This window comes from Pseudomonas sp. NPDC089406, from assembly GCF_044900265.1.
GTDB classification, from domain to species: domain Bacteria; phylum Pseudomonadota; class Gammaproteobacteria; order Pseudomonadales; family Pseudomonadaceae; genus Aquipseudomonas; species Aquipseudomonas fakonensis.
The window spans coordinates 112020-130936 of sequence record NZ_JBJDNC010000008.1 but is presented as its reverse complement, the minus strand read 5'-3'; the positions used below and the strand labels follow the sequence as shown (position 1 = coordinate 130936).

At 65.0% G+C, this 18917-nt stretch carries 18 protein-coding genes and 1 pseudogene; 12 read left to right on the top strand and 7 right to left on the bottom strand.

The window, feature by feature from the left end; all coding sequences use genetic code 11:
* Window positions 1–7 precede the first annotated feature (7 nt).
* On the bottom strand, window positions 8–424 hold the full coding sequence (locus ACI2KK_RS08190; RefSeq protein ID WP_404668550.1) for a phasin family protein: 417 nt from the start codon (window positions 422–424) through the stop codon (window positions 8–10).
* A 271-nt stretch (window positions 425–695) separates the two neighbouring features.
* Window positions 696–971, bottom strand: coding sequence for a polyhydroxyalkanoic acid system family protein (locus tag ACI2KK_RS08185; protein WP_404668549.1), 276 nt, complete (start codon window positions 969–971; stop codon window positions 696–698).
* Between the two features lie 125 nt (window positions 972–1096).
* Here ACI2KK_RS08185 and ubiE point away from each other — a divergent pair, with 125 nt between their 5' ends.
* The 12 genes and pseudogenes from ubiE to ACI2KK_RS08125 all read left to right on the top strand — a co-directional run bounded on the left by ubiE (window position 1097) and on the right by ACI2KK_RS08125 (window position 11513).
* Window positions 1097–1867, top strand: coding sequence for a bifunctional demethylmenaquinone methyltransferase/2-methoxy-6-polyprenyl-1,4-benzoquinol methylase UbiE (ubiE, locus tag ACI2KK_RS08180; RefSeq protein ID WP_404668548.1), 771 nt, complete (start codon window positions 1097–1099; stop codon window positions 1865–1867).
* The gene (locus tag ACI2KK_RS08175; RefSeq protein ID WP_369988462.1) at window positions 1867–2490 is read left to right on the top strand and encodes an SCP2 domain-containing protein; all 624 of its coding nucleotides are present in this window, start codon (window positions 1867–1869) and stop codon (window positions 2488–2490) included. The genes ubiE and ACI2KK_RS08175 overlap by 1 nt, the downstream gene beginning before the upstream one ends.
* Entirely contained in the window at window positions 2487–4100 is a 1614-nt protein-coding gene (ubiB, locus tag ACI2KK_RS08170) for a ubiquinone biosynthesis regulatory protein kinase UbiB (RefSeq protein WP_404668547.1), read from the top strand. The genes ACI2KK_RS08175 and ubiB overlap by 4 nt, the downstream gene beginning before the upstream one ends.
* A gap of 73 nt (window positions 4101–4173) precedes the next feature.
* Window positions 4174–4566 (top strand): phosphoribosyl-AMP cyclohydrolase, encoded by a 393-nt coding sequence (gene hisI, locus ACI2KK_RS08165; protein ID WP_217887254.1) that lies wholly within the window; start codon window positions 4174–4176, stop codon window positions 4564–4566.
* Between the two features lie 2 nt (window positions 4567–4568).
* Window positions 4569–4904: a phosphoribosyl-ATP diphosphatase gene (locus ACI2KK_RS08160; RefSeq protein ID WP_404668546.1), complete on the top strand. Its 336-nt coding sequence runs from the start codon at window positions 4569–4571 to the stop codon at window positions 4902–4904.
* Between the two features lie 146 nt (window positions 4905–5050).
* The gene (locus ACI2KK_RS08155; protein ID WP_217887252.1) at window positions 5051–5326 is read left to right on the top strand and encodes a twin-arginine translocase TatA/TatE family subunit; all 276 of its coding nucleotides are present in this window, start codon (window positions 5051–5053) and stop codon (window positions 5324–5326) included.
* A 3-nt stretch (window positions 5327–5329) separates the two neighbouring features.
* Complete coding sequence (tatB, locus tag ACI2KK_RS08150) at window positions 5330–5701, top strand: Sec-independent protein translocase protein TatB (RefSeq protein ID WP_404668545.1); 372 nt, start codon at window positions 5330–5332, stop codon at window positions 5699–5701.
* Window positions 5698–6489 carry a twin-arginine translocase subunit TatC gene (tatC, locus tag ACI2KK_RS08145; RefSeq protein ID WP_404668544.1) on the top strand — a complete coding sequence of 264 codons (792 nt, stop codon included), beginning with the start codon at window positions 5698–5700 and terminating at the stop codon, window positions 6487–6489. Before tatB ends, tatC begins: the two co-directional genes overlap by 4 nt.
* The gene (locus tag ACI2KK_RS08140) at window positions 6486–7193 is read left to right on the top strand and encodes a 16S rRNA (uracil(1498)-N(3))-methyltransferase (RefSeq protein ID WP_404668543.1); all 708 of its coding nucleotides are present in this window, start codon (window positions 6486–6488) and stop codon (window positions 7191–7193) included. Before tatC ends, ACI2KK_RS08140 begins: the two co-directional genes overlap by 4 nt.
* Window positions 7194–7291: 98 nt before the next feature.
* Window positions 7292–9208 carry a methyl-accepting chemotaxis protein gene (locus ACI2KK_RS08135; protein WP_404668542.1) on the top strand — a complete coding sequence of 639 codons (1917 nt, stop codon included), beginning with the start codon at window positions 7292–7294 and terminating at the stop codon, window positions 9206–9208.
* 352 nt (window positions 9209–9560) lie between these two features.
* Window positions 9561–10658 (top strand): annotated as a pseudogene (locus tag ACI2KK_RS08130) (methyl-accepting chemotaxis protein); the annotation flags it as partial.
* Window positions 10641–11513, top strand: a complete 873-nt coding sequence (locus tag ACI2KK_RS08125) for a methyl-accepting chemotaxis protein (RefSeq protein WP_404668585.1) — start codon at window positions 10641–10643, stop codon at window positions 11511–11513. The pseudogene ACI2KK_RS08130 and the gene ACI2KK_RS08125, both read left to right, overlap by 18 nt.
* Before the next feature lie 78 nt (window positions 11514–11591).
* Here the strand turns inward: ACI2KK_RS08125 and ACI2KK_RS08120 are convergent, their stop codons facing one another.
* The 5 genes from ACI2KK_RS08120 to ACI2KK_RS08100 all read right to left on the bottom strand — a co-directional run bounded on the left by ACI2KK_RS08120 (window position 11592) and on the right by ACI2KK_RS08100 (window position 18860).
* Window positions 11592–12326: an amino acid ABC transporter ATP-binding protein gene (locus ACI2KK_RS08120; RefSeq protein ID WP_217888678.1), complete on the bottom strand. Its 735-nt coding sequence runs from the start codon at window positions 12324–12326 to the stop codon at window positions 11592–11594.
* Entirely contained in the window at window positions 12319–13281 is a 963-nt protein-coding gene (locus ACI2KK_RS08115; RefSeq protein WP_404668541.1) for an amino acid ABC transporter permease, read from the bottom strand. Before ACI2KK_RS08115 ends, ACI2KK_RS08120 begins: the two co-directional genes overlap by 8 nt.
* 229 nt (window positions 13282–13510) lie before the next feature.
* On the bottom strand, window positions 13511–14308 hold the full coding sequence (locus ACI2KK_RS08110; RefSeq protein ID WP_217843664.1) for a transporter substrate-binding domain-containing protein: 798 nt from the start codon (window positions 14306–14308) through the stop codon (window positions 13511–13513).
* A gap of 264 nt (window positions 14309–14572) precedes the next feature.
* Window positions 14573–17140 (bottom strand): glucans biosynthesis glucosyltransferase MdoH, encoded by a 2568-nt coding sequence (mdoH, locus tag ACI2KK_RS08105; protein WP_404668540.1) that lies wholly within the window; start codon window positions 17138–17140, stop codon window positions 14573–14575.
* Window positions 17133–18860 (bottom strand): glucan biosynthesis protein G, encoded by a 1728-nt coding sequence (locus ACI2KK_RS08100; protein WP_404668539.1) that lies wholly within the window; start codon window positions 18858–18860, stop codon window positions 17133–17135. The genes mdoH and ACI2KK_RS08100 overlap by 8 nt, the downstream gene beginning before the upstream one ends.
* Window positions 18861–18917: the final 57 nt, after the last annotated feature.

Genomic DNA, 18917 nt, shown 5'->3' with positions numbered 1-18917 from the left:
GCTCTCCTTATGGTTTGTGCGCGACGCGCTCGAGCAGCTCGTGCAGCTGTTCAAGCTTGATGGACAACGCCTCAACGTCATGTTTAGACGGAATGCCGAGGCGATTCAAGGCGCGCCCTACGCGCTCGTCGAAGGCTTTCTCGATTTTGTCCAGCTGGGCCTCGACCCGGCCAGGTACCCGGGTGACTTCCTGGGTGGCCTCGTCGATTTGCGTGTTGGCCGCATCAACAGCCTTGTCCAGGCGCTTCTTGCCGCGCTTCTCGACGCCTTCGCCGGCTTTTACCAGCTCCTTGAAGTAGTCGGAGCCTTCCTGGCCGACACGGGCGTAAGCGCCAATGCCCGCCAGCCAGATCTTGCGCGCGTAGCCGCGCACTTCGCCCAGGGTGCCCTGGGTGTGGTCCTGCTTAAGGTTCACTTTGGCCATGCTCTGTACCTCATGCTCGTTCGGGGGAGGGAGGAACTGCCCATGGATTCGGGCCTGGAGCATAAGGTAGGGAAGGAAATTAGAATTCTCACCCTAAGGTGGGTGCTGGGCGTGGGAGGCTTGAATGGCATGCAGCCCCTGTAGGAGCGGCCTTGTGTCGCGATCAGGCTGCGCAGCAGCCCCGGCGATTTTGCATGATGCCGAGATCCAGGGGCTGCTGCGCAGCCCAATCGCGACACAAGGCCGCTCCTACAGAGACAGCGCTTGGCCGTCAGGCCAGGGCCTTGTCCAGCGCCCGCTCGATTTCGCCCTTGATGGTGCCGCTCATCATCGACAGCATCATGCCCAGCTTGAGCTCCACGCGAATGCTGTCATCACCGATGTGCACGCTGCCGTTGGCGCCGCTGCGGGCCACGTCGACGCGGTCGCCGTTCCAGCTGGCCTTGAGGTCGTACTCGCGGCTGAGTTTGTCCACCAGTGCTTCGGCCTTGGCCCGGGCGGCCTCGCGCCCGAGGCTGTGTTTGCGTTCGACGCTGATCTGGGTCATGCGGGTGTTCCTGGATATGAAGACAATGGCCGCATTATGCCCCCGCCCGCGCGGCGACACACCCCGCCAAGACAAAACCGCCCGCAGCCCATAGAATGGCGGTAATTTTTTACCGGTGAAGCGATATGACCGACCAGCGCAAAGGCGACCACGCCGAACCCACCACCCATTTCGGCTACCAGGACGTGCCTGAAAGCCAGAAGGCGAAAAAAGTCGCCGAGGTGTTCCACTCCGTCGCCGCCAAGTACGACCTGATGAACGACGTGCTGTCCGGTGGCATGCACCGCCTGTGGAAGCGCTTCACCATCGAACTGTCCGGCGTGCGCACCGGCAACCGCGTGCTGGACATCGCCGGTGGCACCGGTGATCTGGCTGCCAAGTTCTCGCGCCTGGTCGGCCCGACCGGCCAGGTGGTGCTGGCCGACATCAACGAATCGATGCTCAAGGTCGGCCGTGACCGCCTGCTCGACCGGGGCGTTGCCGGCAACATCGAGTTCGTCCAGGCCGACGCCGAAAAACTGCCCTTCCCCGACAACCACTTCGACTGCGTGACCATCGCCTTCGGCCTGCGCAACGTGACGCACAAGGACGAGGCCATCCGCTCGATGCTGCGGGTGCTCAAGCCCGGTGGCCGCCTGCTGGTGCTGGAGTTCTCCAAGCCCACCAGCAAGCTGATGTCCAAGGCCTACGACGCTTACTCGTTCGCCTTCATGCCGCTGGCCGGCAAGCTGATCACCAACGACTCCGAGAGCTACCGTTACCTCGCCGAGTCGATCCGCATGCACCCCGACCAGGAGACGCTGAAAAGCATGATGGTCGAGGCCGGTTTCGACCGCGTCACCTACCACAACATGACCAGCGGTATCGTCGCCGTGCACCGGGGAATCAAGCCCTGATGCTGCTGGCCGGCCTTCTTGCCAGCGCCGAACACGGCCTCAACCGTGTGCTGCGCATGGACAGCACGGCGCTGCCGCGCCTGGCCGCGCTGGAAGGCAAGGTGGTCGAGATCGACTGCCTGCAGCCGGCCCTGAAGCTGTTCGTGCTGCCCGACGAAGAGGGCCTGATGCTCGCCGCCCACTGGGAGGGCGAGGTCGACTGCACCCTGCGCGCCCCCGCCGGGCGCCTGGCGCAACTGGCCCTGGCCAAGGACAAGAACGCCGTGCTGCACAGCCCGCAGGTGCAACTGCACGGCGACAGCGCCGTGCTGCTGGACCTGGTCGGCGTGCTGCAGGACCTGGAGCTGGACTGGGAGTACGAACTGCAACGCATGCTCGGCCCGGTGCCCACTGCACTGCTGGCCGGCCACGTGCGCCTGCGCGCCCGCTGGACCCAGCAAGGCCTGGCGCGGTTCAGCCAGAACCTCTCCGAATACCTGGCCGAAGAGTCGCGCACCCTGGTCGGCAAACGTGAAGCCGAGGCGGCGTTCAGCGAGCTCGATGCGCTGAAAGTCGACCTCGACCGCCTCGAGGCGCGCCTGCGCCGCCTCGCCCACACTCTTGATACCAGCGATAACGCATGAAGCTGCTCGCCGTCCGCCGTCTGTTGCGCATCCAGCGCGTCGTGATCCGCTACCGCCTCGATGATCTGCTGTTCGAACAACCCCTGCTGCCCTGGTGGCTGGCCAGCCTGCGCCTGCTGATGCCCTGGCGCTGGTTCCCGCGCAAGCCGCTGGAGCTGAGCCGCGGCGCACGCATGCGCCTGGCGCTGCAGGATTTGGGGCCGATCTTCATCAAGTTCGGCCAGTTGCTGTCGACCCGCCGCGACCTGCTGCCCACCGACATCGCCGACGAGCTGATGCTGCTGCAGGACCGCGTGCCGCCGTTCGACCCCAAGCAGGCCGTGGCGCTGATCGAGGCGCAGCTCGGGGCGAAGGTCAACGAGGTGTTCAGCCGTTTCGACGTCGAGCCGCTGGCCTCGGCCTCGGTGGCCCAGGTGCATGCAGCACGGCTCAAGAGCGGCGAAGAGGTGGTGGTCAAGGTGGTGCGCCCGGGCCTGAAGCCAGTCATCGCCCAGGACCTGGCCTGGCTGTTCCTGATCGCCAAGGCCGCCGAGCGCGCCTCGGCCGATGCCCGACGCCTGCACCCGGTGGAGATCGTCGGCGACTACGAAAAAACCATCTACGACGAACTCGACCTGCTGCGCGAGGCGGCCAACGCCAGCCAGCTGCGGCGCAACTTCGAAGGCTCGGAGCTGATGTACGTGCCGCAGGTGTACTGGGATTTCTGCCGGCCCAAGGTGCTGGTGATGGAGCGCATCTACGGCGTGCCGGTCACCGACATGGCGACCCTGGCCGACCAGCGCACCGACATGAAGATGCTTGCCGAGCGCGGCGTCGAGGTGTTCTTCACCCAGGTGTTCCGCGACAGCTTCTTCCACGCCGACATGCACCCGGGCAACATCTTCGTCAGCACGGTCAAGCCGTGGAGCCCGCAGTACATCGCCATCGACTGCGGCATCGTCGGCAGCCTCACGTCCGAGGACCAGGACTACCTGGCGCGCAACCTGATCGCCTTCTTCAAGCGCGACTACCGCCGCGTGGCCCAGCTGCACATCGATTCGGGCTGGGTGCCGGCACAAACCAAGGTCAACGAGTTCGAGGCGGCGATCCGCACCGTGTGCGAACCGATCTTCGAAAAACCGCTGAAGGACATCTCCTTCGGCCAGGTGCTGATGCGCCTGTTCCAGACCGCGCGGCGCTTCAACATGGAAGTGCAGCCGCAACTGGTGCTGTTGCAGAAGACCCTGCTCAACATCGAAGGCCTGGGCCGCCAGCTGTACCCCGACCTGGACCTGTGGAGCACCGCCAAGCCGTTCCTCGAACGCTGGATGCGCGAGCGCATGAGCCCGAAGGCTGTGTTCGGCAACCTGTACAGCCAGGCCGAGCAACTGCCGCACCTGGCCGACATGACCCGCGACCTGCTCGAGCGCCTGTCGCAGCCGCACCTGCACGACCCGCAACTGCCCGAGCGGCGCCGTGGCGGCGACAACTGGGCGCTGCGCCTGCTGGGCGCCGGCCTGCTCGCCGGTGGCGCCACCCTGGCCGCCGGTGCGGTCAGCCTCAGCGCCCCGGCCGCCTGGCCGGCCTGGCTGATGCTGGCCGCCGGGTTGTACCTGATCGTGCGCCGATAGCCAGCCGCGCCGCTGGCTGGCACACTAGGGCACAGGGGCCCGGTACGGGAGCGGGCCTGGTTTGGAGTCGACGATGAAAGACTGGCTGGACGAGATCAAGTGGAACGACGATGGCCTGGTACCGGCAATCGCCCAGGACCACAAGACCGGGCGCGTGCTGATGATGGCCTGGATGAACCGTGAATCCCTCGCCCTGACCGCCACCGAGCAACGCGCCATCTACTGGTCGCGCTCGCGGGGCAAGCTGTGGCGCAAGGGCGAAGAGTCGGGCCATGTGCAAAAACTGCACGAAATGCGCCTGGACTGCGACGCCGACGTGATCATCCTGATGGTCGAGCAACTGGGCCATATCGCCTGCCATACCGGCCGTGAAAGCTGCTTCTACCGCGTCTTCGACAACGGCCAGTGGAAAACCGTCGACCCGGTCCTCAAGGACCCCCACGCCATCTACAGCGCAGGGCACTGAACATGAGCGACACCCTCGACCGCCTGGCCGAAGTGCTGGAGCAACGTAAAAATGCCGCACCCGACAGCAGCTACGTGGCCAGCCTCTATCATAAAGGCCTGAACAAGATTCTCGAGAAGCTCGGCGAAGAGTCCGTCGAGACCATCATCGCCGCCAAGGATGCGGCCATCAGCAAAGATTGCAGCGATGTCATCTACGAAACCGCCGACCTGTGGTTCCATAGCCTGGTGATGCTCAGCGCACTGGGCCAGCACCCGCAGGCGGTGCTGGACGAACTGGACCGCCGCTTCGGGTTGTCCGGGCATGACGAAAAGGCCGCACGGCAGCCGTCGGCCTGACTTACAACACTCCCTGTGGGAGCGGGTTCACCCGCGAACCAGGCGCCGCGGTAAATGGCAAGGGCTTCGCCCTTGTTCGCGGGTAAACCCGCTCCCACAGGATCGTGCCAGACCTGCGGGAGCCTGAGTTTTTTCAGGAGCTTGAAATGGGTATTTTTGACTGGAAACACTGGATCGTCCTGCTGGTCGTCGTGGTGCTGGTGTTCGGCACCAAAAAACTGAAGAACTTCGGCAGCGACCTGGGCGAGTCGATCAAGGGCTTTCGCAAGGCCATGAACGAAGAAGAGACCAAACCCGCCGAACAGACCCCGCCGCCCGCACAACCCGTGCCGCCGGTACAGCAGAACACCGCCCAGCCAACCCAGGGCCACACCATCGAAGGCCAGGCCCAGCCGGTCCAAGAGCCACAACGGAAAGACTGACCCATGTTCGGCATCAGCTTCAGCGAACTGCTGCTCGTCGGCCTGGTGGCGTTGCTGGTGCTCGGCCCCGAGCGCCTGCCCGGTGCCGCGCGCACGGCCGGCCTGTGGATCGGCCGCCTCAAGCGCAGCTTCAACGCCATCAAGATGGAAGTGGAGCGCGAAATCGGCGCCGACGACATCCGCCGCCAGTTGCACAACGAGCACATCCTGCAAATGGAGGAGGAAGCCAAGCGCATCCTCAATCCGCAGGCACCGGCAACACCGCCCGCCGCCGCCCCGGCCAGCGCTGAAACACCCGCAGTACCTGCCGCCACTGCCGAGCAGCCGGCCGCAACGCCACCCTCCGAGCCGCCACAACCACCGCGAGCGCCATGAGCGAGAACCCGGAACATGACCAGCCGATGCCGCTGGTCTCGCACCTGACCGAGCTGCGCACGCGCCTGCTGCGCTGCGTTGCCGCCATCTTTTTGATCTTTGCCGGGCTGTTCAGCTTCGCCCAGCAGATCTACACCCTGGTGTCGGCGCCGCTGCGCGACCACTTGCCGGCCAACGCGACGATGATTGCCACCGATGTGGCTTCGCCGTTCCTCACGCCGTTCAAGCTGACCATGATCGTCTCGCTGTTCTTGGCGATCCCGTTCATCCTGCAGCAGATCTGGGGCTTCATCGCGCCCGGCCTGTACCGCCACGAAAAGCGCATCGCCATCCCGCTGCTGGTGTCGAGCATCCTGTTGTTCTACGCCGGCATGGCGTTTGCGTACTTCCTGGTGTTCCCGCTGATGTTCGGCTTCTTCGCCAAGGCCACCCCCGAAGGCGTGTCGATGATGACCGACATCGCCAGCTACCTCGACTTCGTCATGACCCTGTTCTTCGCCTTCGGGGTGGCCTTCGAGATCCCGGTGGCGGTGGTGCTGCTGGTGTGGATCGGCGTGGTCGACGTGCAGTACCTGAAAAAGGTCCGCCCGTACGTGATCATCGGCTGCTTCGTGGTCGGCATGATCCTCACCCCGCCGGACATCTTCTCGCAGACCCTGCTGGCCGTGCCCATGTGGATGCTGTTCGAAATCGGGCTGCTGTTCGGCAGCCTGATCCGCAAGCGCAGCCACGGGCGAGACGAGGCTGCGGACGACCACAACGACCAACCGCCAGCTACCCAGCCGTGAACCTGCTGTTGCTCGAGGAGGCCGACTTCGTCGCGGCCGACCGTGTGGTGCTGGCCGACCGGCGCTTCACCCACATGCAGGAGATCCACCGCGTGGCGGTGGGTGACAGCTTGCGCGTGGGGCGCATCGGCGGGTTGATGGGCAAGGCCGAGGTGGTCCGCCTGGAAGGCCACGAAGCCGAGCTGCAAGTGGCCTTCGAGCAGGCGCCCCCGGCCAAACTGCCGCTGACCCTGGTGCTGGCCGTGCCGCGCCCGAAGATGCTGCGCCGGCTGTTCCAGACCATCGCCACCCTGGGCGTGCCGCGGCTGATTCTGGTCAACAGCTACAAGGTCGAAAAGAGCTTCTGGCAAACGCCGTTCCTGGCCCCCGAGGCGATCCGCGAGAACCTCATCCTCGGCCTTGAGCAAGCCCGCGACACCGTGCTGCCCGAGGTGATCATCGAAAAGCGCTTCAAGCCGTTCGTCGAAGACCGCCTGCCTGCAATTGCAGCCGACACCCTCGGCCTGGTCGGCCACCCCGGCCCCTACCCTGCCTGCCCACGCGCCGTCGAAGGCCCGGTAACCCTGGCAATCGGCCCTGAAGGCGGCTGGATCCCGTACGAAGTCGACCTGCTGGCCAAGGCCGGTCTGCAACCGGTGCAACTGGGCGATCGCATTCTGCGTGTCGAGACTGCCGTCACCGCATTGCTGTCGCGAATTTTCTGACAGACGGGTCAGGTTTTCACCATCAAGTTTCCCCGCCCCGCGCCGATGGCCTGTGCAACAGAACAACAATCTGCACTGCCGAAGCCGGGGAGTCGTCTATGTACCGTTGGGTTGCCCAGTCACTGGGGAATGTAAGCGTCAATCGCAAGTTGGGGATCGGTTTCGGCCTGGTGCTGCTGCTCACCCTGGGCATCACCTTCACCGGCTGGATGGGTATCGACAAGGTGACCGAGCGCGGCGACAAGCTGGGCAACATCTCGGTGATCCACCAGTACACCCAGGAGCTGCGCATCGCCCGCCAGCATTACCAGCGCAGCCCTGACGAGGCCTCCGTGGCCGAGCTGGAAAAGGCCCTGGGCAACCTCGAGCGCCAGGTGCAATTGATGCTCGGGCAGATCGAAGCCCCCGCCGACCGCCAGCGCCTGGCCCAGCAACAAGATGCCGTGCGCCAGTACCAGCAAAGCTTCACCGAACTGCGCCAGGCCGGCCAGCGCCGCGAGGCCAGCCGTGGCGTGCTGGGTGACAGCGCCGACAAGGCCGCCGAGCTGCTCGGCAAGATCCAGCAGCGCCTGCTGCAGGGCGGGGACATCCAGCAATACCAGGAGGCCGTGCAGGCCAGCGCCCTGTTGCAGCAGGCGCGCTTCCAGGTGCGCGGCTACACCTATAGCGGCAAGGCCGAGTTCCAGCAAACCGCACTCAACGCCATCGACCAGGCGGTGGCCTTGCTCAAGGCCCTGCCGGCCCGCCTGCCCGCCGAATACGCCGCCAGCCTGGACGACTCGGCCAGCGCCATGGCCGCCTACCGCGATGCGGTGAACCAGTTCGGCAACGCCCAGAGCGCCAGTGAGCAGGCCCTGCAACGCATGTCGGTGCAAGGCCAGGTGCTGCTCGACACCAGCGTGGCGATGACCGTATCGCAAACCGAAGTGCGCGACCAGGGCACCCAACAGGCCAAGACCATGCTCGGCGGTGCCACCTTGCTGGCCATGCTGCTGGGCGTGCTCGCCGCCTTCGCCATCACCCGGCAGATCATCGTGCCGCTGCGCCAGACCCTGGCCGCCGCCGAGCGCGTGGCCAACGGCGACCTGCGCCAGGACCTGGTGGTGGAGCGTCGCGATGAGCTCGGCCAGTTGCAGGCCAGCATGCAGCGCATGACCCAGGGCCTGCGCCAGCTGATCGGCGGTATTGGCGACGGTGTCACACAGATCGCCAGCGCCGCTGAAGAGCTGTCGGCGGTAACCGAGCAGACCAGCGCCGGGGTGAACAACCAGAAGGTCGAGACCGACCAGGTGGCCACCGCCATGAACGAGATGGCTGCCACCGTGCAGGAAGTCGCACGCAACGCCGAGCAAGCCTCGGAAGCCGCGCTGATGGCCGACCAGCAGGCCCGCGAGGGTGACAAGGTGGTGGGCGAAGCCATCGCCCAGATCGAGCGCCTGGCCGGCGAGGTGGTCAACTCCAGCGAGGCGATGAACCAGCTCAAAGCCGAAAGCGACAAGATCGGTAGCGTGCTCGATGTGATCAAGTCGGTGGCCCAGCAAACCAACCTGCTGGCGTTGAACGCCGCCATCGAAGCCGCCCGTGCCGGTGAAGCCGGCCGTGGCTTTGCGGTGGTGGCCGACGAGGTGCGCAGCCTGGCCCAGCGCACCCAGCAGTCCACCGAAGAGATCGAAGAGCTGATCGCCGCCCTGCAAAGCGGCACCCAACGGGTGGCCAGCGTGATGGACAACAGCCGCGCGCTGACCGACAGCAGCGTCGAGCTGACCCGCCGCGCCGGCGGCTCGCTGGACACCATCACCCGTACTGTGTCGTCGATCCAGGCGATGAACCAGCAGATCGCCACCGCCGCCGAGCAGCAAAGCGCGGTAGCCGAGGAGATCAACCGCAGCGTGATGAACGTGCGCGACATCTCCGACCAGACCTCCGCCGCCAGTGAAGAGACCGCAAGCTCCAGCGTGGAGCTGGCGCGCCTGGGCACCCACCTGCAGGGGTTGGTGGGCAAGTTCCGGTTGTAAGGCCTACCGCGACCTGTAGGGGCAACTGCCTTGCTCGATTGCTCCGCAGATACAGCGCCTGATTCAGGCTCTGCTCAATCGTGTGGGAGCGGCTTTAGCCGCGAAGCAGACGACGCGGTGGCTGGCACCGGCTACGCCGGTGTTCGCGGGCAAGCCCGCTCCCACAGGGATTGCGCCAGCTTTTAGCAATTGCGCAAGACAGTTGCTCCTACAGTGATCGCGCCAATTTGCGGGGCGCTTTCCAGCTGAAATTTCCTAGCCCTTGCTGGGAAATTTCCCACACGATTTACAGGTCCAGTCCGACCCCACTCCGGCCGATGAGCACTCTGTCATCACTCACCGGAGTTCCACCATGCTCGGACCGCTCAATCGCCTGCTCGGCCACCTCAGCGTGCGCCTTAAACTCGCCCTCGGCTTTGCCGTGGTACTGCTGCTCACCCTGCTCACCACCCTGGCCGGCTGGCTGGCCCTGGGTGACGCCATCGAACGCTCGGAAAAGCTCACGCAAATCGCCCGCCTGAACGACCTGGCCAAGGACCTGCGCGCCGAACGCATCACCTTCCGCGTGCTGGACGACGAGCACAGCCGCAATCAGCTCGAGCTCACCCTCAAGCAGCTGGAAACCCTGATCGACGCCATGGCGCCCCACTACCAGAGCCCGGAGAACGTGCGCCTGCTGGCCGGCAAGCGCGAGCTCATCAACCGCTACCGTGCCGACTTCGACAAGCTGCGCAAAGCCGCCCTCACCCGCCAGCAGCAGCGCCAGGTGCTGCTGGCCCGGGAGGCCACGCTGGATACCACACTTAGCCAATTGCAGGGCCAACTGCTGGCCCATCTGGATACGCTCGACCAGCCTGCCACCCAGCGCCAGGCCCTCGACCTGCTGGACAGGCTCGCCCGCCATGTCGAAATGGCCAACCAGCGTGCCGCCATCCCGGCTTACTACAGCGAGCCGCTGCAGAGCTACGAACAGGTTGGCCAGCCGGCCATCTCATCAGCGCAAACCAGCCTCGATGAGCTGCGCGCGTTAATCGAACGGGTCAAGCCTGCCCGGGCGTTGACCGCGCCTGTGGGCGAGCAACTGGCAGGTTACCGCCAACAACTGCTCGGCTATGCCCGCGCCGCCATCGCCGTCGAGCTGCTGCAAAACGACATGGAAAACCTGGGCGACCAGATCACCGCCAGCAGCCGCGAGCTCAGCGACAACCAGGTGGCCCTGCGCGACGAGCAGGCCCTGGCCGCCCGCAGCCAGATGACCAGCGTGGCCCTGCTAGCCCTGCTGCTGGGCAGCCTGGCCGCCTGGCTGATCAGCCAGCAGATCACCACCCCGCTGCGCCAGACCTTGCGCCAGGCCGAACGCATCGCCAACGGCGACCTCAGCCAGGTTGACGACATCGACCGCCGCGACGAGCTGGGGCAACTGCAGGGCAGCATGCGCGCCATGACCCTGAGCCTGCGCGAGTTGCTGGGCGGTATCGAACACGGAGTGAGCCGGCTGTCAGAGGCGGTCGACGAGTTGGGCACGGTCAGTGAGCAGACCCAGCAACGGGTTGGCCAGCAGAAGGAAGAAACCGACCAGGTGGCCACGGCGATGAACCAGATGAGCGCCACCGTGCAGGAAGTGGCGCAAAACGCCGAGCAGGCCTCACAAGCCGCGACCACTGCCGACCAGCAGGCGCAACTGGGCGACCAGGTGGTGGCCGAGGCCATCGGCCAGATCGAACAGTTGGCCGGGCAGATGGACCACTGCCTGGCCGCCATGGGCCACCTGGCCGGCGAGAGCCAGCGCATCGGCTCGATCCTCGATGTGATCAAGTCGGTGTCGGAGCAAACCAACCTGCTGGCCCTCAACGCCGCCATCGAAGCGGCCCGCGCCGGCGAGGCCGGGCGTGGCTTTGCGGTAGTCGCCGACGAAGTGCGTGGCCTGGCCCAGCGCACCCAGCAGTCCACCGAAGAAATCGAGGGGTTGATCGACAGCCTGCACGGTGGCACCGACCAGCTGATGAGCCTGCTGGGCGACAGCAAGCAACTGACCGAGCAGAGCGTCGAGCTGAGCCGCAAGGCGGGCGCAGCGCTGGGGCAGATCACTGACACGGTGTCGACCATCCAGGGCATGAACCAGCAGATAGCCACGGCCAGCGAAGAGCAGAGCGTGGTGGCCGAGCAGATCAACCGCAGTGTGATGAACGTGCGCGATGTGTCGGACCAGACCAGCCTGGCCAGTGAGCGCACGGCAGCCTCCAGCGACGAGCTGGGGCAGTTGGGGCGGGAGTTGCGGGGGATGGTGGGGCGGTTCAGCCTGTAATGGCCTCATCGCCGGCAAGCCGGCTCCTACAGGGGACCGCGTACACCTGTAGGAGCCGGCTTGCCGGCGATCAGGGCCCTACAGCACCTGGCGCAGGAACGCCTGGGCGCGCGGGTCTTTCGGCGAGTCGAAGAACGCCTGCGGCGCCGAGTCTTCCAGCAGCTTGCCGTGGTCGAAGAACAGCACGCGGTCGGCCACTTCACGGGCAAAGCCCATTTCGTGGGTGACGCAGACCATGGTCATGCCCTCTTGCGCCAGGGTCTTCATCACGTCCAGCACCTCGCCGACCATTTCCGGGTCCAGCGCCGAGGTGGGTTCGTCGAACAGCATCACCTTAGGCTCCATCGCCAGGGCCCGGGCAATCGCCACCCGCTGCTGCTGGCCGCCAGACAGGCGCGACGGGTACTCGTTGGCCTTCTCGGCAATGCCGACCTTTTTCAGCAACGCATGCGCCTTGGCCTCGCGTTCGGCCTTGTTGCGCTTGCGCACCACCTTCTGCGCCAGGCACAGGTTCTCCAGCACGGTCATGTGCGGGAACAGGTTGAAGTGCTGAAACACCATGCCCACTTCGCGGCGGTAGGCATTGATGTCGGTCTTCGGGTCGTCCAGCTGCAGGCCGTCGATCGCCACGTGGCCGGCATCGAAATGCTCCAGGCCATTGAGGCAGCGCAGGAAGGTCGACTTGCCCGAGCCCGAAGGGCCCAGCACCACCACCACCTCGCCCTTGGCCACGCGGGTGCTGACGTTGTCCACCGCGCGCACAACCAGGCCGCGGGTGTCGAAGACTTTCAGCAGGTCACGGACTTCAATCACTTTGCGCAAGCCTCCGCTCGAGCCGGCTGGCGATGTGCGACAGCGGCAGGTTGATCAGCAGGTACAGGCCTGCCACGCAGAACCAGATCTCGAAGGTCGAGAACGAGGTGGTAATGGCTTCGCGGCCACTCTTGGTCAGTTCGGTGATGGCGATCACCGACACCAGCGAGGTGTCCTTGACCAGGCTGATGAACTGCCCGGCCAGCGGCGGCAGCACGCGCTTGAACGCCTGCGGCAGGATCACGTGGCGCATCGACTGGCTGCCGTTCAGGCCCAGCGAGCGTGCGGCTTCGTTCTGGCCCTTGGCGATCGACTGCACGCCGGCGCGAACGATCTCGGCCACATAAGCACCGGTAAACAGTGCCAGCGCGGCAACGCCTGCGAACTCGCGGGACAGGTTGAGCACGGTGCCGATGAAGAAGTAGAAGATAAAAATCTGCACCAGCAGCGGCGTGCCGCGCACCAGTTCCACGTACACCGTGGACAAGTCGCGCAGGGTCGGGTTGCTGGACAGCCGGCACAGCCCGGCGAACAGGCCGATCAACAGGCCCAGGGCACCGGAAATCACCGAGATCCACAACGTGGTCCACAGGCCCCAGGCCAGCGGGCCTGCCGCCCAGTGACGGGTGACACCGATGGCATCGCCTTCGGCCACGTCGTCGCCACGGGACAGTTGCAGGCTGTCGGCCGCCACGTCGATGACCTGAGTGTCGCCGCTGTCATCTTTCAGGGTGACCCGGGCGTTGTCGCCGGACACCACGATTTGCTCGACCGAGCCATAGTTGGCGGCCCGTTGGGTTTCCTCGGCCTTGTAGGCGAAGTATTGCGGAACGCGGTTCCAGCGCCACTCGTAGGAAATCATCGAGGTGGCCATGTACAGGCTGAGCGCCAGGCCCACCAGGACCAGCGCGGTCAGCCCATGCCAGGGCCACTGGGCTTTCTTGTGTTTGATCACGTGGGTACTTCCGTAAAAGCGAAACGCGCGGGGGGTGCCTTGGGCGGCAAGGTTGTGAGGTGGCAGGCCCGGCCCCATCGCCGGCAAGCCGGCTCCTACAGGTGTACGCGACTTCCTGTAGGAGCCGGCTTGCCGGCGATAGGGCCGGCCCAGGCAACCCATCACCTGAACCGTTCAAAGCACCCCGCCTAGCGCGTCGGGGTCAGTGCCTGGGCGTGTGGCCCGGGCCTTATTCCATTTCCTTCAGCCAGTCCTTGTTCTTGAACCACTTGTCGTGGATACGATCGTAGGTCCCGTCATGCTTGATCTGGTGCAGGAAGTTGTTGATGTAGTTGATGCTGTCGTAGTCGCCTTTCTTCAGGCCGAAGGCCAGCGGCTCGTAAGTGAAGGGTTCTTCGAGGAACAGCAGCTTGCCGGCGCCGGCTTTCTCAACCGCCACCACGTTGTAGGGCGAGTCGTAGACGAAGGCGTCAGCCTTGCCGTTGACCACGTCCATCACACCTTCCTGCTCGTTGTCGTAGCCGTGGTACTTGGCTTTGCTGATGAGCTTCTTGGCGACCATTTCACCAGTGGTGCCGAGCTTGGAGGTCAGGCGGTACTTCTCGTTGTTCAGGTCCTTGTACGACTTGATTTCACCGGCCAGTTCCTTGCGGATCAGCAGGGTCTGGCCGACCACGATGAAGGGTTCGCTGAAGTTCAGGCGCAGGTTGCGCTCCTGAGTCAGCGTCATGCCGCTGCCGATGAAGTCGAACTTGTTGGTCATCAGGGCCGGGATGATGCCGTCGTAGGCGGTGGACACCATCTCCAGCTTGACGCCCATGGACTTGGCCATGGCCTTGAGGATGTCGACTTCGAAGCCGATGATCTCGCCACGCTTGTTGGTCATCTCGAACGGCATGTAGGTCGGGTCCATGCCTACACGCAGGGTGCCGCGCTTGACCGCGTCGTCGATGGCGCCGGCCTGGGCGGCGGTTACCGCGACCAGCGCGGTCACGCCGAGCAGCAGTCGCGACAGGTATTTCTTCATCATCACCAAGTCCCCTGAGAAAAGAGTTCGCAGATTTTTTTTGTAGGCACGGTCGTACCGACCTGTGCGAAATGTCGGGAGGGATGCTAACGCATGCGGGGCCCGGGACCTAGTGCCGGGGGGGACTTTGTTGGCCAAAATCGAATTGATGACGGTCAGCAAAACCGCATGAAGGCATTCGCGGGTAAACCCGCTCCCACAGGAATCGCCTCACCTGTGGGAGCGGGTTTACCCGCGAAGGGCCGCATAGCGGCCCCAGGCGACTCAAGCCAGGGCTGGCTGCGCCTCGTTCTCCGGGTGCAGCGGCAGCAGCGGCGAGTGCGGATCGTTGTCGATCGAAGCGCGCCACAGGTCGATCCACGCCGAGTGATGCCCGGCCCAGACCTGCTCGTGCAGGCGCGACAGCGCCACCGGGTCGCTCAGCAGCGCCAGGCGGGTGTTGCCGTCCAGGCCCTTGGGCCCGACTTCCAACGCCTTGGCCACGCGCTCGGCGCGCAGCGACTCGATCGCCGTCGACTGGCCGTGACGGGCCGTGGCCATGGCGCAGGCCAGGGCGTTCTGCCGCGGGTCGACCACCGCACGTACAAAGCCGTCATGCAGGGCATGCCAGCGGTTCTCGTGGGTGTACTGGTCGGTGGCCAGCAGCGCCTGCGGCGTGGCGTACTCCTCGGGGATGAGGAACAGCTTCTCGTCGCGGGCCGCCAGGCCCAAGCCAGTGCGGCTGGAAATCACCGATACCGGGATCGACAGCAGCAGCGAACCGACGATCGGCGCCAGCCACCACAGGAAGCTTGGGTTCAGCCAGGCCACCAGCGCCGCCCAGGCAAAGCCCAGCAGGGTCTGCGGGCCATGCCGGCGAATCGCTTCACTCCACGGGGTGGAGTCGTCGTCACGCTGCGGCGAGTTCCAGGTCGCGGCCCAGCCGAGGAATGCGGCCAGCACGAAACGGGTGTGGAAGATCATCCGCACCGGCGCCAGCAGCATGGAGAACAGCATCTCCATCAGCATCGACAGGGTGACCTTGAAACGCCCACCGAACTCCACCGCGCCCTTGGCCCAGATCAGGATGACGCTGAGCAGCTTGGGCAAGAACAGCAGCACGATGGTGGTGGAGAACAGCGCGATGGCTTTTTCCGGGTGCCACTGCGGCCACAACGGGTACAGCTGGAACGGCTCGATGAAGTATTGCGGCTCCATCAGCGTGTTGGTCGCCAGCAGCGCGGTCGACAGCACCAGGAACAGGAACCACAGCGGCGCCGACAAGTACGACATGACACCGGTGAGGAACACCGCGCGGTGCACCGGGTGCATGCCCTTGACCAGGAACAGACGGAAGTTCATCAGGTTGCCGTGGCACCAGCGGCGGTCGCGCTTGAGCTCGTCCAGCAGGTTCGGCGGCAGCTCTTCGTAGCTGCCCGGCAGGTCATAGGCGATCCACACGCCCCAGCCGGCGCGGCGCATCAGCGCGGCTTCGACGAAGTCGTGGGACAGAATGGCCCCGGCGAACGCGCCCTTGCCCGGCAACGGCGCCAGGGCGCAGTGCTCGATGAACGGCTTCATGCGGATGATCGCGTTATGGCCCCAGTAGTGCGATTCGCCCAACTGCCAGAAGTGCAGGCCGGCGGTGAACAGCGGGCCGTACACGCGGGTGGCGAACTGCTGCATGCGCGCATACAGGGTGTCCATGCCCGAGGCTTTCGGGCCGGTCTGGATGATGCCGGCGTCCGGGTTGGCCTCCATCAGGCGCACCAGGCTGCTCAGGCATTCGCCGGTCATGACGCTGTCGGCGTCGAGCACGACCATGTACTTGTACTCGCCCCCCCAGCGACGGCAGAAGTCGTCGAGGTTGCCGCTCTTGCGCTTCACCCGGCGCCGGCGGCGACGGTAGAAGATACGGCCAAAGCCTTTGGTTTCGCGGCAAACGTCCAGCCACGCCTGTTGCTCGGCAACGGCGATATCCGGGTCGTTGGTGTCGCTGAGGACGAAGAAGTCGAAGCGGTCGAGGTTGCCGCTGGCGGCCACCGACTCGAAGGTGGCGCGCAGGCCTGCGAACACCCGCGGCACGTCTTCGTTGCAGATCGGCATCACCAGCGCGGTGCGCGCCTCGGGGGCGATCGGCTCGTTGCCGGCGCTGCTACCGGAGATGCGGTACTTGTCGCGCCCGGTGATGAGTTCGAGAAAGCCCATCAATGCGGTCCAGAAGCCCGCCGAGACCCAGCAGAACAGGATGCCGAACAGCACCAGGATGGAGGTTTGCAGCGCATACGGCCACACCTGCACCACGGTGTCCCACAGCGGCTGGTTGAGGATTTCGTCGAGGTCGACGAACGACCAGCCCTGGTACGGCAGGATGCCCTTCATGTACCAGCCGGCGACGATGGTCTGGCCGATCATCAGGGTCAGCAGAATATACCGGCGGATCGAGCCGACCGTGCGCCAGCGCGCCGGCGGCAGCTCGCGCTTGGGCGGCTGCGGGGCGTTGGTGCGCCCGGTCATGCGCCGCCAGATGCGAATCAGCACGTTGGTGCGCCACGGCTCGGGCACGACCTTGGTGCGCTTGATCGGCGGGGCGATCTTCAGGCACAGCCGGCCACTGCCATCGACGCCGAGCATCTCGGCCTCTTCAAGCTCGGCAGCGCTGCCGACGGTCAGGCGCGAACCCACCGAAGCCTGCACGGCCTCGGTGGTGCTGGCGGCAGGATGCGCCGCCAGGCGTTGGTGCAGCTCGCCGAACGAGGTGCAGCTGGCGAGTTCCACGCGCTGCTCATCGCTCAGGGGCAGGTGGGCCAGGTATTCGCCAAGCGATTCTGGCCTTGGGCTTGAATTACTCATCGGCAGGCAACTGATAGCTCCAGGTCTCGGTCAGCACTTTTTCAGTAGTGGCCGGGGCCTCGGTGGTGGATGCCGCATCGGCGGCTGGTTGCTCGGCTGGTTTCTCGGCCTTGGCTTTTTCAGCCTTGGCGTGGGCCTGCTTGGTTGCGGCCTTGGTTTCCTTGGCAGGCTTGGGCTGCTCGACCGGCACGTCACGCACCAGCGCGGCACGCATTTCGGTGGACTTTTTCGGGTCCTTGAGTTTCAACCGCAGGGTCAGGCGCCAGCCTTTGGTCTCTGGGTTGTAGCGCAGGTTGTTCTCGACCACCTCGGCGTTGTCGCCGGTGCTGACCTGGCTGCGCACGTTGGCGTCGGCCGGCAGGGCCGCCAGGTTGGTGCCGACGAAGTCGACCAGCAGGGCCACGCTGCCATCGAGCTGACGGATCAGGTTGGCCTGTTTGACGTCACCGCTGGAGCGCAGGGTCTGCTTGACCCAGCCCAGGTCCTGGGCGTGCAGCTGGTCTTCCTTGATGGTCCAACGCAGACGGTAGTCGTATTCGAACGGTTTGCCAGGCTCTGGCAGGGTTTCCGGGCTCCAGAACGCAACGATGTTGTCGTTGGTCTCGTCGGCAGTCGGGATTTCTACCAGGTCGACGGTGCCTTTGCCCCAGTCGCCTTTAGGCTCGATCCAGGCGCTCGGGCGCTTTTCGTACTCGTCGTCGAGGTCTTCGAAGTCGCTGAAGGCGCGCTGGCGCTGCAGCAGGCCGAAACCACGCGGGTTTTCGACGCTGAAGTTGCTCACGGCCAGGTGTTTCGGGTTGTTCAGCGGGCGCCACAGCCATTCGCCGTTACCGGCATGGATGCTCAGGCCTTCGGAGTCGTGCAGGGCCGGGCGGTAGTTCTGCACCTTGGACGGCTGGTTGGGGCCGAACAGGAACATGCTGGTCAACGGGGCAATACCCAGGCGGCTGACGTGGTCACGCAGGTACACCCGCGACTTGACGTCGACCAGGGTGTCTTCACCCGGGCGCAGGGTCAGCTTGTAGGCGCCGGTGGAGCGCGGCGAGTCGAGCAGCGCGTAGATCACCAGGTGCTTGTCGTTGGGCTTGGGTTTTTCGATCCAGAACTCACGGAAGCGCGGGAACTCTTCGCCCGACGGCAGCGCGGTGTCGATGGCCAGGCCACGGGCCGACAGGCCATAGCGGTGGCCCTTGCCGACCACGCGGAAGTAGCTGGCGCCAAGCAGGGTCATGATCTCGTCCTGCTTGTCGGCCTTGTTGATCGGGTAGAGCACGCGGAAACCGGCGTAACCCAGGTTCTTGGTGGCCTCGGCGTCATGCGGTACGTCGCCGAACTCGAAGCGGCTCGGGTCGTACTTGATCTCTTCGACTTTTTTAGCGGTGATTTCGTTGATTTTCACCGGCGTGTCGAAGTGCATGCCCTGGTGGTAGAAGGACAGCTTGAACGGCGTCTTGTCCTTGGCCCACTCGGCCTTTTCCTGGAGGAAGTGAATCTTCTGGTAGTCGGCGTACTTCATGTCACGGAACACCGGCGGCAGGTTGCTCTTCGGTGCCTCGTACTTCTGGCCGGCCAGATCCTTTGCCTTGGCTGCAACGTCGTCCAGATTGAATGCCCACAGCTGGCCGGCGCTCATCAGGCCAACCAGCGCAACGCCAGCCAACACTGCCTTGCGCAGCCGGGTGCCGGGGATTCTTGGTGCAATACAGGGGCTTACAATCACGAGCAATCCTCGCCGAAAAACAGATCATGAAACCAACGGCCAGCGACAAAGCCGGGT